Below are 15,017 nucleotides of genomic sequence, written 5' to 3'. Positions count from 1 at the left end.
TGGGGATCGTGCCGATCACACAAACGCTAGCGAGGCTGGCCGGCAGCTGCGCGCTGGCCGCCGTGCTCGTCGCCGGGTTGCTGTTCCCGCTCGCCGGTGGCTTCGGGTTCGTCTCGAACCGAGCCGCCGACGCCGTCGACAACGTGTCCTCGGAACTGGTCGAGGGCACGGTCCCCGCCGTCTCGACCATGGTCGACGCGAGTGGAACACCGATCGCCTGGCTGTACGAGCAACGCCGCTTCGAAGTCCCCAGCGACAAGATCTCCAACAACATGAAGCTGGCGATCGTCTCCATCGAGGACCGGCGCTTCGCCGAGCACGAGGGTGTCGACTGGCAGGGCACGTTGCGCGCGTTCCTGACCAACACCTCTAGCGGTGAGGTCCAGCAGGGCGCGTCCACCCTCGACCAGCAGTACGTGAAGAACTTCCAGCTGCTCGTCGTGGCCAAGACCGACGCCGAGCGCCGGGCCGCCATCGAGACCACACCTGCGCGCAAGATCCGCGAGATCCGGATGGCGCTCACCCTGGACCGCGAGCTGACCAAGGACGAGATCCTCACCAGGTACCTGAACCTGGTCCCGTTCGGTAACTCCTCCTACGGCATCCAGGACGCGGCGCAGACCTACTTCGGCGTCGACGCCTCCGAGCTGAACGTGCCGCAGTCGGCGATGCTCGCGGGCATGGTGCAGAGCTCGTCCAAGCTGAACCCGTACACCAATTCCGAGGGCGTGCTGGCTCGCCGCAACACGGTGCTGGACACGATGATCCAGAACATCCCCAGCCGCGCCGACGAATTCCGCGAAGCCAAGACCATGCCGCTCGGCGTGCTGCCGGAGCCGAAGGGCCTGCCGCGTGGCTGCATCGCCGCCCACGACCGCGGCTTCTTCTGCGACTACGCCATCCAGTACCTGGCCAACGCGGGCATCAGCAGGGAGCAGATCGACAAGGGTGGCTACCTGATCAAGACGACGCTCGACCCGGTCGTGCAGGATTCGGTGAAGCGGTCGGTGACCGACGCGGCCAACCCGAACCTCGACAACATCGCGCAGGTGATGTCGGTCGTAGCGCCCGGCCAGGACTCGCACCCGCTGATCGCGATGGCGAGCAGCCGCACCTACGGCCTGAACCGCGACGCCAACGAGACCGTGCAGCCACAGCCGTACTCGATGGTCGGCGACGGCGCGGGCTCGATCTTCAAGCTGTTCACCACCGCCGCGGCCATGGAGAAGGGCCTGGGCATCAACGCCCAGCTCGACGTGCCGAACCGGTTCGAGGCCAGGGGCATGGGTAACGGTGGCGCCCGCGGCTGCCCGCCCGCCACCTACTGCGTCGAGAACGCGGGCAAGTACAAGTCACCGATGTCGGTGACCGAGGCGCTGGCGACCTCGCCGAACACCGCGTTCGTCAAGCTCATTCAGGCCGTCGGCGTCACGCCGACCGTCGACATGGCGGTCCGGCTGGGCATGCGCTCCTACACCGAGCCGGGCAGCTCGGGCCACGGCAACCAGAGCCTCGCCGACATGATCAAGGAACAGAACCTCGGTTCGTTCACCCTCGGCCCGGTCGCGATCAACCCGCTGGAACTGTCGAACGTCGCCGCGACGATCGCCTCCGGCGGCAAGTGGTGCCCGCCGAACCCGATCAAGGAGGTCGTCGACCGCCAGGGCAAGCAGGTGCCGCTCACTCAGCAGGCCTGCGAGCAGGTCGTCGAGCCCGGCCTGGCCAACACCCTGGCCAACGCGATGAGCAAGGACGACATCAGCGGCACCGCGGCGGGCGCCGCCAAGTCCGTCGGCTGGAACGCGCCGATGTCGGGCAAGACCGGAACCACCGAGAGCCACCGCTCGTCGGCCTTCGTCGGCTTCACCAACGCGCTGGCCTCGGCCACCTACGTCTACGGCGACAGCCCGACGCCCGGCGAGATCTGCTCGTTCCCGCTGCGCAACTGCGGCGACGGAAACCTGTTCGGCGGTAACGAACCCGCCCGGACCTGGTTCAACTCCGTCAAGCCGATCCTCGACCGGTTCCCGGCGCCCGCACTGCCGCCGCTGGACGACAAGTACGTCCGCGGCTCGAACAACGCGCAGGTGCCCGACGTGGTCGGGATGACCCAGGGTCAGGCGACCGCGGCGCTGGTCGGCGCGGGCTTCCAGGTGACGCCGGTGACCGGTCCCGGCGCGCAGGCCAAGGGCACGGTGATGGGGACCGCGCCGAACGGTTCGGCGATCCCCGGTTCGGTGATCACCCTCTACATCAGTGACGGCACCCAGCGCGCGGCACCGCCGCCGGGCCCGCCACCAGGACCACCGGGGATCCCCGGGCTGCCTCCGCCACCACTGTTGCCGCCCATCCCGATCCCCATCCCCATCCCGCGCTGACAAAAGGGGCCGCGAACCAAAGGTTCGCGGCCCCTTTGCGTGGGACTCGAAAGGTGCTTACAGCCGGGCTTTCACGGCCGCCGACAGCCGGGAACCGTCGGCCTTGCCCTCCGCCAATGCGGTGGCGACCTTCATGACCTGGCCCATCTGCCGCATGCCCGGCCGCTCGCCGAGCTCCTCGGCGACCTGCGCGATCGCCGTGTCGGCGACATCGGCGACCTCCGCCTCGCTCAGCTGAGTGGGCAGGTACTCGTCGATGATCCGCGCCTCGGCGTGCTCGTTGGCGGCCAGCTCACCGCGACCGTTCTGGGTGTAGATCTCGGCCGACTCGCTGCGCTTCTTCGCCTCTTTCTGCAGCACGGCGATCACGTCGGCATCGGAGAGTTCGCGCGCCTCGGTGCCTGCGGTCTCGGCCGTCTGGATGGCGGCGAGCAGCATCCGCAGCGTGGCGAGGCGCAGCGTGTCCTTGGCTTTCATCGCGGCGGTCATGTCCGTCCGCAGTTGCGCTTTGAGTTCCGACATGAGGCTCACGGTAGCTGGTCCTTCGCAACCCGCCCACCACATTTGCGCTGCTGCGGCGAATCCCGACGCTGTTTTCCGGGGCCTGCGCAAGCACTTGTGCGTAAACACACTCGGCGTTCCCCAACGGGGTCACCTATGCTGGGCAAATGCCCGTAATCTCGACCTCTGCTGTCCGCACGACCGCGTTGGGAGCCGCCGGGGCGGCCGTGGCCGGAATCGGCTATGCCTCGCTGGTCGAACGCAACGCCTTCGTTCTGCGGGAGGCCACGATGCCGGTCCTCGCGCCGGGGTCGTCGTCGCTGCGGGTGCTGCACATCAGCGATCTGCACATGACCCCCGGTCAGCAGCGCAAGCAGCAGTGGCTGCGGGAACTGGATCGGCTGGAACCGGACCTGGTCATCAACACCGGCGACAACCTCTCGCATCAGAAGTCGGTACCCGCGGTAGTCCAGGCCCTCGGCGGATTGCTTTCCCGCCCGGGGCTTTTCGTTTTCGGGAGCAACGACTACTTCGCGCCGGTGCCGAAGAACCCGATGAAGTACTTCAAGAAGGACCACCGGCGCGTCTACGGCGCCCCGCTGCCGTGGAAAGACCTGCGCGCGGCCTTCACCGAGCGCGGCTGGCTGGATCTGACGCACATCCGCCGCGACCTCGAGGTCGCAGGCATCCGGATCGCCACCGCGGGCGTCGACGACCCGCACCTGCACCGCGACCGCTACGACACGATCGCGGGCGCCCCGAACCCGTTGGCCGACTTGCGCATCGGCCTGACCCACTCCCCCGAGCCGCGCGTGCTCGACCGCTTCGCCGAGGACGGCTACGACCTGGTCATGGCCGGGCACACGCACGGCGGTCAGCTGTGCCTGCCCGGTTACGGCGCGCTCGTCACCAACTGCGGCATCGACCGGTCCCGGGTCAAGGGCGCGTCCAAGTGGGGCGAGCACACCCAGCTGCACGTCTCCGCGGGCGTCGGCACCTCGCCGTGGGCGCCGTACCGTTTCTGCTGCCGTCCCGAGGCCACCCTGTTGACGCTGGTCGCCGCGCCGCCGAAGCGGCCGTCGGCCGACACCGGCCAGGGCGTGTCCACATCGGAGGCCGTCGCCCGCTAAGGTCGCGTGCCGAGACGTGTGTCAGGCAGGGGACAACTGTGAGTGGATTCGACGACCGGCGCGACGACCCGACGGTTCTGGGCCGACCCGGTGCGGCCCACCCAAATCAGCAACAGCCATCCGGCGCTGACCAATTCGACCAGGCAGGCGCGCAGGACGAGGCCGAGCGGCAGGCGCCCGCGCGGCCGTGGAAGCGGGATTCGGGCTTCCACGAGCAGGTGCAGTGGCCGCCTGCCGACCCGGGCGCGCAGTGGCAGCAGGGTGCGGCGGGTTCGAGCGGGTCGTCCACTCCTGATCCCACCGTGCAGTGGCAGCCGGGTCAGACGCCAACGCCCGACTATCAATGGCAGCCAGGCCCCAGCGGGCAATCTCAACCGGCACAGCAGTGGCAGGCCGGCGGCTCGCCCGCGGCCGACGCCCAGTGGCAGCCGACCGGCTCGACCCCCGACGCCAACGCCCAATGGCAGCCCAGCGGCAGTTCAGCGCCCAACGCGCAATGGCAGCCCGGCGGGAGCGGCCAGGCACCGCCGACGCCGCAATGGCAAGCCCCCGCAGCGAGATCCGGTCGCGCCGACCCAACTCAATTGGCACAGCCCGTATCCGGCGGGCAAGCGCAGTGGCAGCCGTCGACCGCCACGCCGGGACAAGCCGACCCAACCCTGTTGGCACAGCCGGTTTCCGGCGGGCAAGCGCAACCCGCGCAGTGGCAGCCGTCGACCGCCACGCCGGGGCAGGCCGACCCAACCTTGTTGGCACAGCCGCTTTCCGGTGGACAAGCCCAGCCAGCGCAGTGGCAACCGCCGACCGCCGCACCGGGGCAAGCCGACCCAACCCTGTTGGGACAGCCGCAGTCCCGCGACTTCGGTGAACCCGTCGGCCTGTGGCAGCCCAGCCTCGGCACGCCCGAGCCGAGTCAGCAGGCGCCGAGCGAGGCGGCACCGACCATGCTCGGCTACCCCAACGCCACTCGACTAGGCCAGCCCGACCCGGCCCTCCAATGGCAGCCTGCGCCCTCGGCACCCACCTATGCCGCGCCGCAGTACGGACAGCCGGTAGCGGGGGCGTACGCGCCGCAGGGCGGGTTCGGCGGACCGCCGGGGCAACAGCCACCCGGCTACGGTGCGGGCGGTCCGCCGCCCAGCGGGCGCGGGAAAGCGGTACTGCTGGTCGGACTGGTGGTGCTGCTGGTCGCGGCGGGCGCGGTGACCGCGGTGACGCTCGCGAAGCGCGGTTCGGACAACTCCGATTCGCAACGCAATTCACCGTCCATGGTCAGCGCGCTGACCACCAGCGCCGAGGCTTCCCCGACCCCCTCGAAGTCCAGCACCCCGACCACGCCGGCCAACGGCCGCAACGAGCCTCCCCTGATCCCCGGCTACCAGGTGGTCGTCGCCCCCGACCGCGGCGCGGCCTACGACGTGCCCGCAGGCTGGACGATCGCACCGGAGACCGCCATCGGCGGGTTCGGTGAGCCGCCGAACGCGGTGGCGGGCAAGGGCTACGCCAGCGACGGCAAGGGCTACTGCCCGGGCTCGACCCGCACCGCGTCGTTCCTCACCGGCTCGAAGGACCCCGATTCCGGCGCCGCCGCAACCGAACTCGGCACCCGAACGGCCAAACTCGCCTACACCGCCTCCGCCGACGCCCACCCGGCCCCGCCCGTGCCGATCGATTCGCTGGACGGGACGCAGCACGGCATGTTCGTGGAGACCAAGGGCACCGTCACCGAGGCCAAGCCCGGCTGCGCCACCGCGTACTCCGTCTACACCGCCGCCTTCCCCACCGAGAACGGCAGCTTCGTCATGGTGATCGCCGCCGACACCGGCGTCCCCAGCGCGCTGGACGCCGAGACCGCCAAGCGCATCTTCACCAGCATCCGCCCGCACGACTGACCGACCCGGCACCGAATCGCTCCGCAATAACCCCCTCTGAGCTGGGGGTTTAACGTCTACACCGACCTTGTTGTAAGGTAGTCCAGGTTCGATTCACGGGGTGTGGCGCAGCTTGGTAGCGCGCTTCGTTCGGGACGAAGAGGTCGCAGGTTCAAATCCTGTCACCCCGACTCGTGGTTGAGACGAACACTTTGCCCCCGGCCTGCCAAGGCCGGGGGCAAAGTGGTTTCCGGGCGGTGCCATTCGGCGCGGACCTGTTGAGACGCAAGCCATTCAGCTGAGGTGAAGCCGCGCGTGGTCGAGCAGTATCCGAATTAGTATTCATCATATAGTATCTGTCACATACTTACTTACCGCCCGATCGACGGAAGCCGAAAACCATGACCGATCAGCTGGTCGCACCCCGCGCCCGCATCTACGACGTAGACGCCCTGCGCGGGTTCGCGCTGCTGGGGATCTTCATCGTCAACATCACCTTCATGTCCTCCGGATACCCCGGCAACCTCGCGATCGACCCCGCCTACACCGCGCCGCTCGACGACCTGGTCCGCGCGCTCTCGTCGATCTTCGTCGACATGAAGTTCTATCTGCTGTTCTCATTCCTGTTCGGCTACAGCTTCACCCTGCAGATGAGCGCCGCTGCCCGGGCGGGCGCCGCCTTCGAACCACGCATGCTGCGCCGGATCGCAGGCCTGTTCGTGCTCGGCGCGCTGCACATCGTGTTCCTCTACGGCGGTGACGTTCTCACCACCTACGCGCTCGCCTGCCTCGTCCTGTTCTGGATGCGCGGGGCCACCGACCGCACCGCGCTGCGGGTGGTCGCCGCGATGTATGTCTTCGTCTTGGCGAGCCTGCTGCTGAGCGGCCTGCTCCTGGACACCTCGGCGATGCTGCCCTCGGCCGCCGAGGCGCAAGCCAACGGCAGGCAGGCCACCGACGCACTGCTCGGCGGCTGGGGCGAGATCATCGGCGGGCACCTGGCCGGACTGCCACTGCTCGTCCTGCAGGCGGTCACCCTGCAAGGACCGACCGCACTCGCCATGTTCCTGCTCGGCCTGATCGCCGGGCGCCGGAAACTGCTGGCTCAGGTGTGCGGCGACGAACCGATCCTGCGGCGCATCCAGTGGATCGGCTTCCCGGTGGGCCTGGCAGGCAGCGTGCTCTACACGCTCGGCGGCGGCACCGGCACCGCGCTGCCCGTCGCGGTCAGCGTCGCCACCGCGCCGCTACTCGCCGCCGCCTACGTCGCGACCCTGCTGCGCATGATGCACAGCCCGCGCACCGCCTGGCTGCGCACCGCGCTCGCGCCCGCCGGACGGATCGCGCTGACCAACTACCTCGGCCAGTCGCTGATCGGGCTGCTCCTGTTCACCGGCGTCGGGCTCGGCGCGGCGGGCCGCCTGTCCCCGTTGGCCACGCTCGCGGTGGCGCTACTGGTGTTCGCGGCCCAATTGGCGGTCAGCGCAGCGTGGTTGCGCCGGTATCGGTACGGACCAGCGGAGTGGCTGCTGCGCTGGATCACCAACGGCAGCCGCCCCGCCTGGCGAGCGGTCGAGAGTCGCACGGGGTAGCGAACCGGGGTCGATTCAGCCGGTCCCGGAATGCATACTGGCTCTGCCGGGTCACCCAGCGGCGAATGTGTCTCTGCGGTGGTGGTTTCCGCACAACGGAAAGGCGAAGTCATGAACGCGACCGGCCCGCTCGCCGGCAAGACGGCCCTGATCACCGGTGCGGACGCCGGGATCGGCAGGGCCATCGCCGGCACCCTCGCCAGGCAAGGGGCGCAGGTGGTGATCCAGCATCCGCACTCCCCGGAGTCGGCCGCCGACGTGGTGAAGGAGATCACCGCAGCCGACGGTTCGGCGCTCGCCCTCGCGGCCGACCTCGGCGATCGCGCCGAGTACGACGAGCTCATCCAGGTCCTGCTCGAGGACTGCGGACACTGGGACCTCCTGGTGCACACCGGGTCCACGGCCCTCACCACACCGCTGCGGGAGCTCTCGGCGGAAGAGTTCGAGCTCGGTTTCGCGGCTCCGGCCGAAGCCCTCCTCAACGGTATGCGGCTCGCCGCAACGCACCTCGCCGACGACGGCCGCATCATCACCGTCGCCGCGGCCACCGCGCCGGGCAACGCCGTCGACAACGCCGCCACCGGAGCCATCGCGGAGTTCACCCGCCTGCTCGCCACCGACTTCGCGGCGCGGCGCATCACCGTCAACGCGGTCACTTCGGCCGCGCATGCGGACGCCCGAGCTGAGAGCGACGACCAGGACAAGAGCGAGCACGAGCCGAGTTACGCACCGGGGTCGAGCGTGCTCGATCGACTCGCCGCGGCAACCGAGATCACCGATGTGGTGGCCTTACTGGCAAGCGAGGACGCCGCAGCGGTGACGGCACAGCACATTCGAGTCGGCGCCAAGGCCTCCGGAAGCTGACCCGCAGGTGAGGCAAATTATTCGCAAATGTGCGGCAACTGGAGTGCACGTACGATGGGAGGTAGCAGTGTCGCAGGATGGCGCGGCGGCGCGGCGCGGGGGGGCATAAACTACCTCGATGCGGATCGCGCGAGCCGGGTTCACCTCGACCGGCCGAGCAAACGCTTACGCTGTGGTTTATGACCCGTGTTACCGCGCAAGGGAGCACATTGGACATCGCGACGACGAAAATCGCGACGACGTCACCGACGCCCGTGTATCGGATTGCCGCGCTGTCCGATCTGGACGGCGTCGCCGCGATCGAGACCGAACGCTTCGGCGATCAGTCCTACCCGTACTTCGCGCTGCGCCAACTCTTCGACCTGCACGGCGCCAACTGGCTGATCGTCGAGGTCGACGGTGCCGTCCTCGGCCACGTACTGGTGGCCATGCTGCCGGATCGGCGCGCGTGGCTGCTCAGCCTCGCGGTTACCCAGGAAAGCTGCGGACGCGGCTACGGGTCGGCCCTGCTGACCGAAGCGATCAAGCTGTGCCGCAAGCAGAAGATGCGCAGCGTGCTCATCACCGTGCGCCCGACCAACCAGTCGGCATATAACCTCTACCGCCGCATCGGCTTTCAATGGACCGGACACCATGAAGAGCGCTATTTCGGTGCAGGCGAGCCACGGGACGTGTTGGAGTACAGGCTGTCCAACGCCTGATCAAGGGCTCCAGAAACTCCCTCGAACTCGGTAATCTGGATCAGGCGCGTCCAGGCGGGTGCCCGAGCCCCCGGGGGAGCTGAATGACCGAGCAGGAACCGCGTTCGGAATTCGTCGAATCGACCACGACGCGCATCCTGCGCCGGGCAGCCAAATACGCCGACGAGACCTACCGCGACAGCGCTCCCGGCGAGTACGCGCTGCTCGACGGGCTCAATGCCGACGTCGAAGCGGTACTCGGCAGATACCACCCGCCGAGCCCGTGGCGGCGCGGCGACAGCCTGGTGTTCGCACACCTCTACGCCGATGCCCGGGACGTCACCGCGGCGACCGACGAGGACGGACGCGCAGTGGTGGACGTGATCGCCGCGCTGCTCGCCGCCGAGGTCGAGTTCCGCGGGCCACTGCGGCTCAGCCATACCCAGAACACCCTGCTCGCGCAGGTATACGAGCGACTCGGCGCCCAACTGCGCCCGCTCGGCCTGCCCGCGCACGCCGTCCTTTCCTTCGGCCGGGCGGCCACCCTGCACCGCCTGAACGAGGACATGGACGCGGTGGACCGATGCGGACTGCTACAGGCGCGGGCGCGGCGCCAGGCGAAGCCACGCGGCTTGCCACGCGTCGGTTCGCTGCTGTCGGACCTGCTGTGCGGCTACGGATACAAGCCCTTCCGGCTGCTCGGCTGGATCGCGGTCCAGCTGGCCGTGTTCAGTGTCGCGCTGGACCTGCTGAGTCCGGAGTCGTTCGGCGACACGCTGTATCTGAGCATGACCAGTTATCTGAATCCCATGGGGCTCGAGGATACCGGCACATTGGCCGATGGCGGGCGGGCGTTGCTGGCCACCGAGTCCTGGGTGGGCACGGTGTCGCTGTCAGTGTTCTTCGCGCTATTGGTTCGCCGCTGGTTCCGTCTATAAGACTGCGCTGCAACGTAATTCGACGCGCGGTTGAAGTTCTGCCGGAAGTATTCTTGTGAATGTGCCTGTGCACGATCACCACTCGGTGGTGCTCACCTGAATACGACGGGAAAGGTTGTTCCACTGCGCCACTCGCAGCCGATCCCGCACCTGCCCGATCAGCGCGGTCCACTGGCGGGAGAATCCTGGATCGGATTGCAGATCCTTCCACAGGCTGCGCAGGGCGGGCGGGGTGTGCGCGCCAGGCATCCACAGGTGCGCGAGATGCTCCAGCACCGCGGCCAGGATCTCCATCTGTTCCCGGCTGGACGCGGGAAATCGATCGGCCTCCTCGATCGCGGTGTCACCGATTGTCAGCAACCAGTCGTGCGCCGCCAGATCCTCGCAGAACCGCTGTGCCGCATCGAGATCCGTCTCGCTCCGGAGGATGATCCAGGCCGAGCGCACCGAGTCGTCGTCCAGCCGCAGGCGCACCTTCGGCCCCGCCGAGCCGCCCACCTTCGCCGTCCAGCGCAGCCGCGTGGTCGCTACTTGCAGCGGCGCCTGCTGATCCAACCTCGGGTCGGCGCGTAATCGGGCGAGCAGGCGTTCGCTGATCGAGGCGAGATCGAGGGTGTCCGTCGAGGGGCGGCCGTCCAGGTAGCCGTCGGCCAGCGCGTCGCAGGCCGTCTCCCGGTCGCCGAGCCGGTCGAGCACCTCGGTCACGCCGACCCGGCTCAGGTAGTGCGACCAGGTCTGGCGCCGCCGCTCCGCCGCCCGGATCACCTGGGTGCGCACCGAACTCTGCAGCACCCGCCCGCCCGTCACGACCGCGCGACCCGCGACCGTGCCGACCACCCGCACCGGCTCGGCGTCCGGCAGCAACAGCTTGCAGTCCACCCCGACCGGTGTGGTCGGCGAAACGGCCAGCGTGCAGGGCCGTTGCCGCCACAGCACCCGCCGGCCGGGGACCAGGGCGAGCAGCTCGCCTGCTTCGGCACGGTGCAGGGTGGCGGACGCGGGGACCAGGCAGGTGCGCACCTCGCCGAGGGCGATCAACGGAGTGGTCGACGGCCCCATCACTCAGGATCCGTCGAGCAATAGGTGGGATAGGCGTTCGGTGACCTTGCGCGACACCGTCACCGGCACTTCGTCGTAGACGCCGCACCGGATGATCTGATCGACCACATCACCGTCCAGGTCGATGTGGTCGAGGATGAGCCGTACCGAATGTTCGATGGCCAGATAGCGTTTCGGCAACATCGACAGCGCCTTGTAGGCCGCGAACGGGGTGGCGTCCGAATTCAGCTGCACCACAGCGGGGATCTCGCGCCACCGACTCGGCCAGCCGTCGCCCGCCCGCCACGGCTGCGGCGCCACCACCGCCGCGCCGTCGTAGCGCAGCATGCCGAGCCGCAGCAGATGCCAGACCGAGGCAAGGAACGCGCACGACCATTTGGTGTGAATCTCGTTGCGCCCGTTGACCACCTCCGGTCGCTTGCTCCACAACTGCACGTCCAGGAAGATCGAGTGCTCGCGCCTGCCGAACTCCTCCGGCGGCCGGTACGGCTGCACCCGCATGGCCTGCGCCGGTTCGTCCAGCGACGACCGCCGCCCGTTGCACAGCCAGCCGGATTCGGCGGTCGGCGGCCGACGGCCGGTCGACGACGAAATCTCCGGCTCGGCAACGATTCTCGCGGCGACCATCTCGGCCAGCCGGATCGGCTCGTCCAACGGCACCCCGTCGACGAACGGATCCGCCTGCCAGCAGCCCGACTCGCGCGCCAAATAGTCGATGCGCAAACCGGTTTCGTCCGCGGCGGTGAGCAGCTTGCCGAGGATCTCGCGCGGATCGGTGTCGGGCTGGAAGTAGTCATCGATCAGATAGCAGGTGCTCACCCGTGCCCGCGGGCCGAATTGCACCCTGGCCGAGGCGATGAAGGCCTCGACCAGCGGCACGATCCGGCGGAACTCGCGGACCACCTGATCCATGTCGTTGGCGATCTCGTTCATATAGAAGTGCCCGACCTCGATCGACAGATGCGACAGCGGCACCCGATCGATCCGCGCCCGTTCGGTTTCTTCGCTGTACCCCACGGAGTCCCTCACGGCGGATCAGAACCTCTCCCAGGTCGCGGCGTCCAGCAGGCGCCTGGCCAGGTCGGCATACGCCGCCGTGGTGGCAGGGTTGGCGATCTTCGCGTCCACGTCCATATCCATGATCACCTGTTCCCGCCACTGCAATACCGGCTCCATCGGCGTCTCGCCGAGCAGCGCGCTGGCGCCGAGCTGGTTCGCCGATGCCAGCCGCTTGAGCGCGGCATTCTGCTCCATCAACCAGGCCGTCTGGGCGGGTCTGCGGTCCACCGAGCCGGGCAGGGTCGGCGCGGGTACCGCGGTGCGCACGTAGCGAACCGACTCCAGCAGCTCCACCGGGTCGTGCCCGCACTCCTTGCCCGTCTGCGTCAAACCGTGCGGGCCGTGCACCAGCCCGCTCGCCGCCAGAATGTGCTGGCGGGTCCACCGGTGAAAGATCAACCAGCGGGCGGTGAACGAACGCAGCTGCGGCAACGCGGTGGCCTTCAACACCAACTCCAGCGCGACCGAGCGGCCCGCGCTCAGATCGACCAGCACCACCTTGAACTCCTGCTCCAGCGCGAGCAGCAGTTCCGCGCACCGCGCGACGACCGCGTCGCCGGCCGTCAGGAATTCGGCACCGCCCTCGTCACCCGGCAACAGCATCAGCTTGCCCGCCCGTGGACCCAAGCGGCGCAACGCGGGCCGGTCCGACGCTGTGCGCACATCGATCCTGGCTGCCACGCCCGTTTCGCCCAGCAGATACGAATGCACGCCGTCCTGAAGGGGCGTACCGCGTTCCACCGCACTGATTTCGAACAGCGCGCCCGCGGTCGGTGACCCGAAATCGAAGTCTACGTAAGCGACATTGCGACCGCTCGTACACAGGCGATACGCGAGGTTGCAGCTGGTCACCGAGCGACCGGTGCCACCCTTGTCCGAAGTCGAGAACACCAGCATGGGTCAGGCCCTCGTCGCATCACGTCGCGCGTAGGCCAACTCGTACAACTGCAGCAGCGCCTGCCCGGCCAGGGTGAACGCGGTCGCCGGCTGCTCGTTCGACAGCCGCCGCGCCTCGTCGAGCTGATGTTCGATCCGCGACAGCATGACCTGCGAGACGTCCGGATCGCCGACCTCCAGCATTTCCTGATTGAGCAGATGTTCGGCCTCACTGCGCATCTCGACGGCGCGCGTGATCATCGACCGCATGGCCAGCGGTGGCTCACGGAAGTAGCGGTCGGCGGAGACCAAGCATTCGACGATACGCTCGGTCAGGTACCACGAGGGTTGCACCGCAACGTCTTCCGTTTCGGGCTCGAACTCGGGCTCCGCCGCCGTTCTCGCCAGACCGGGCCGCTGGCTGTCCGCCACCCGCTCCGCGTCATCCCAGAGACCGGTCGCCGGGCCGGTGCGGATCTGGCGCCTGCCGAGGTGATCCATGGTGAGTTCGGCCAGCGACATCAACCGGTCGCGCATGGCCACGTCGCCGGACAGCTTCCACGCCTGCAGCGACCGTTTCAGCAACAGCGTCGCGAAATCCGGCACCACCCACACCAGTGGCGGGCCGCCGCCGATGCCCTCGCTACCCGGCAGCGCCATCTGCACGCCGGGATAGTGCAGTGCCACAGCCGGATCGCCGGCGGTCAACCTGCTGATGATGCGCCCGCGCCTGGCGAGCTGGTCGAAAACGGCCACCAGCTCGGGTAATTCCTCGGTCGCCTGCCGATTGGCGAAGTCCTTCAGCACCATTGTCGCGACGGCCATGGTGTAGTAGTCGGATTCCTCGCCATCCGAAGTGCGCCACGGGATGTCCTCGAGCGGCCAGCGGCCGGGGCCGTAGCGCGCGGCGGTGGACCAGTAGCGCTGGGTCAGATCCCAGCGCAGCTCCAGCGCGTCCGCGAGCAGGCGTTGTTCGTCGTTGAGCAGGTCCATTTCCCGGGTGCGACGCCAGGTCAGATCGTCGATGCCGTCCAGCGCGACGATGGTGAAGTACAGGTCGGGACGGGAAAACGCATAGCCGGGCTGGCTGCCGATCCGGCCTGACACGAAGTCGATCGGCGACGCCTTCTGATCAATTCCCCAGCTCCAGCCGCACTCGAACAGCAGCAGATCGTCCTCGAGATCGATGTCCGGGGTCTGCCCCATTTTGACGTCGTTGGCCATCTGCACGCGGACCCGGTCGAGACGGCGGGCGATACCGGCGATCACCACGTCCTCGGGTGCGCCGATCTGGTTGAGCATGCCCAGGATCGCTTGTCCCTGAGCGGATTTCGGGCTCGGGGTGTGCACGACGAAGCTGCGCACCAAACCCGTCATCGCGGCGGTCAGCCGAGTGCTGACCTGCGGCATCAGTACCCGGATGCGGGCCGAGAGTTCCCTGGCCTCGCGCCGCACCTCCTTGTCCACGAACCGCTGGAAGACCCGCAGGAAGCGCAGCGACGCGATACACAGGGTGAGCGACATCGAGTATGCGTCGACCACTTCCAGGCCGTACTGCTCCGCGCTCGGTTCGCGCTCGTCGGTCGTGCGCAGATAGCTGCCCGCCGCGAAGATCGGTTCCCCGTCGGGCGCGGTGTAGCGGGTGAAATAGTCCTCGAGCACCCCCACCAGCGCCCCGCCGATCCGCGTTTCCTCCCCCAGCGGAATAAGCACCGAACGAATGTCGTCGGACATATCGTCGGGTTGATCCAGTGCGAATGCCTGGATCTCGGTGGCCGGATACAACAAACAAAGCAACTGCTCGGTATCGCTGATCGAGTTCGCCCCGTCGCGCCCACCCCAATGCCACGCCCCTTTGTCGTAGCAAGCGGAAAGCAACGACCGCCACACTTCCAAAAGCTGCTGTCGCGGCTGGATCCTCATCAGCCCCCCCGTTCTCGCTACGAACACTGACTGCTTAAAGTGTCCCCCCGTTCCGACTATTTACCAAGAGTATTGACCGACAACACGATCTACGCACGCTGTAGTAATCGGATATTCGGCGAGGTCACCGCGGTGTTGAAAACCGT

At 68.1% G+C, this 15,017-nt stretch carries 12 protein-coding genes and 1 tRNA gene; 8 read left to right on the top strand and 5 right to left on the bottom strand.

Annotated elements, in window-relative coordinates:
* The first annotated feature begins 8 nt into the window (after nucleotides 1-8).
* A complete protein-coding gene (locus IBX18_RS38570; RefSeq protein WP_194838353.1) occupies nucleotides 9-2,378 on the top strand; it encodes a transglycosylase domain-containing protein in 2,370 nt (789 codons plus the stop codon).
* A gap of 57 nt (nucleotides 2,379-2,435) precedes the next feature.
* Here IBX18_RS38570 and IBX18_RS38565 read toward each other — a convergent pair whose 3' ends face one another.
* Nucleotides 2,436-2,900, bottom strand: a complete 465-nt coding sequence (locus IBX18_RS38565) for a GatB/YqeY domain-containing protein (protein ID WP_107653764.1) — start codon at nucleotides 2,898-2,900, stop codon at nucleotides 2,436-2,438.
* A gap of 146 nt (nucleotides 2,901-3,046) precedes the next feature.
* Between IBX18_RS38565 and IBX18_RS38560 the strand changes: the two genes are divergently transcribed.
* The 7 genes from IBX18_RS38560 (at nucleotide 3,047) to IBX18_RS38530 (ending at nucleotide 9,954) form a co-directional block, all read left to right on the top strand.
* Nucleotides 3,047-4,009 carry a metallophosphoesterase gene (locus IBX18_RS38560; RefSeq protein WP_135234433.1) on the top strand — a complete coding sequence of 321 codons (963 nt, stop codon included), beginning with the start codon at nucleotides 3,047-3,049 and terminating at the stop codon, nucleotides 4,007-4,009.
* 38 nt (nucleotides 4,010-4,047) lie between these two features.
* Nucleotides 4,048-5,901: a hypothetical protein gene (locus IBX18_RS42940; protein WP_194838352.1), complete on the top strand. Its 1,854-nt coding sequence runs from the start codon at nucleotides 4,048-4,050 to the stop codon at nucleotides 5,899-5,901.
* A 96-nt stretch (nucleotides 5,902-5,997) separates the two neighbouring features.
* A tRNA-Pro gene (locus IBX18_RS38550) sits at nucleotides 5,998-6,071 on the top strand.
* A gap of 210 nt (nucleotides 6,072-6,281) precedes the next feature.
* A complete protein-coding gene (locus IBX18_RS38545; RefSeq protein ID WP_194838351.1) occupies nucleotides 6,282-7,472 on the top strand; it encodes a DUF418 domain-containing protein in 1,191 nt (396 codons plus the stop codon).
* A 111-nt stretch (nucleotides 7,473-7,583) separates the two neighbouring features.
* Nucleotides 7,584-8,336 (top strand): SDR family oxidoreductase, encoded by a 753-nt coding sequence (locus tag IBX18_RS38540; protein WP_194838350.1) that lies wholly within the window; start codon nucleotides 7,584-7,586, stop codon nucleotides 8,334-8,336.
* Nucleotides 8,337-8,515: 179 nt separating this feature from the next.
* Nucleotides 8,516-9,037, top strand: a complete 522-nt coding sequence (locus tag IBX18_RS38535) for a GNAT family N-acetyltransferase (protein ID WP_194838349.1) — start codon at nucleotides 8,516-8,518, stop codon at nucleotides 9,035-9,037.
* Nucleotides 9,038-9,120: 83 nt separating this feature from the next.
* On the top strand, nucleotides 9,121-9,954 hold the full coding sequence (locus tag IBX18_RS38530) for a hypothetical protein (protein WP_194838348.1): 834 nt from the start codon (nucleotides 9,121-9,123) through the stop codon (nucleotides 9,952-9,954).
* A 75-nt stretch (nucleotides 9,955-10,029) separates the two neighbouring features.
* On the opposite strand, the gene IBX18_RS38525 is transcribed toward IBX18_RS38530, so the two are convergent.
* From IBX18_RS38525 to IBX18_RS38510, 4 genes are read right to left on the bottom strand one after another with little or no spacing between them, the layout of a single operon-like run.
* Nucleotides 10,030-11,013: an SCO2521 family protein gene (locus IBX18_RS38525; protein ID WP_194838426.1), complete on the bottom strand. Its 984-nt coding sequence runs from the start codon at nucleotides 11,011-11,013 to the stop codon at nucleotides 10,030-10,032.
* Between the two features lie 3 nt (nucleotides 11,014-11,016).
* On the bottom strand, nucleotides 11,017-12,042 hold the full coding sequence (locus IBX18_RS38520; protein WP_194838347.1) for an SCO2522 family protein: 1,026 nt from the start codon (nucleotides 12,040-12,042) through the stop codon (nucleotides 11,017-11,019).
* Between the two features lie 6 nt (nucleotides 12,043-12,048).
* Nucleotides 12,049-12,969, bottom strand: a complete 921-nt coding sequence (locus tag IBX18_RS38515) for an SCO2523 family variant P-loop protein (RefSeq protein ID WP_194838346.1) — start codon at nucleotides 12,967-12,969, stop codon at nucleotides 12,049-12,051.
* Nucleotides 12,970-12,972: 3 nt separating this feature from the next.
* Nucleotides 12,973-14,871, bottom strand: a complete 1,899-nt coding sequence (locus IBX18_RS38510) for an SCO2524 family protein (RefSeq protein ID WP_194838345.1) — start codon at nucleotides 14,869-14,871, stop codon at nucleotides 12,973-12,975.
* Between the last annotated feature and the right edge of the window lie 146 nt (nucleotides 14,872-15,017).

The sequence above is a fragment of the Nocardia sp. XZ_19_369 genome (assembly GCF_015355715.1).
GTDB lineage: Bacteria > Actinomycetota > Actinomycetes > Mycobacteriales > Mycobacteriaceae > Nocardia.
Note: the sequence above shows the minus strand (reverse complement) of the source record. Positions and strands in the feature narration are given on the sequence as shown.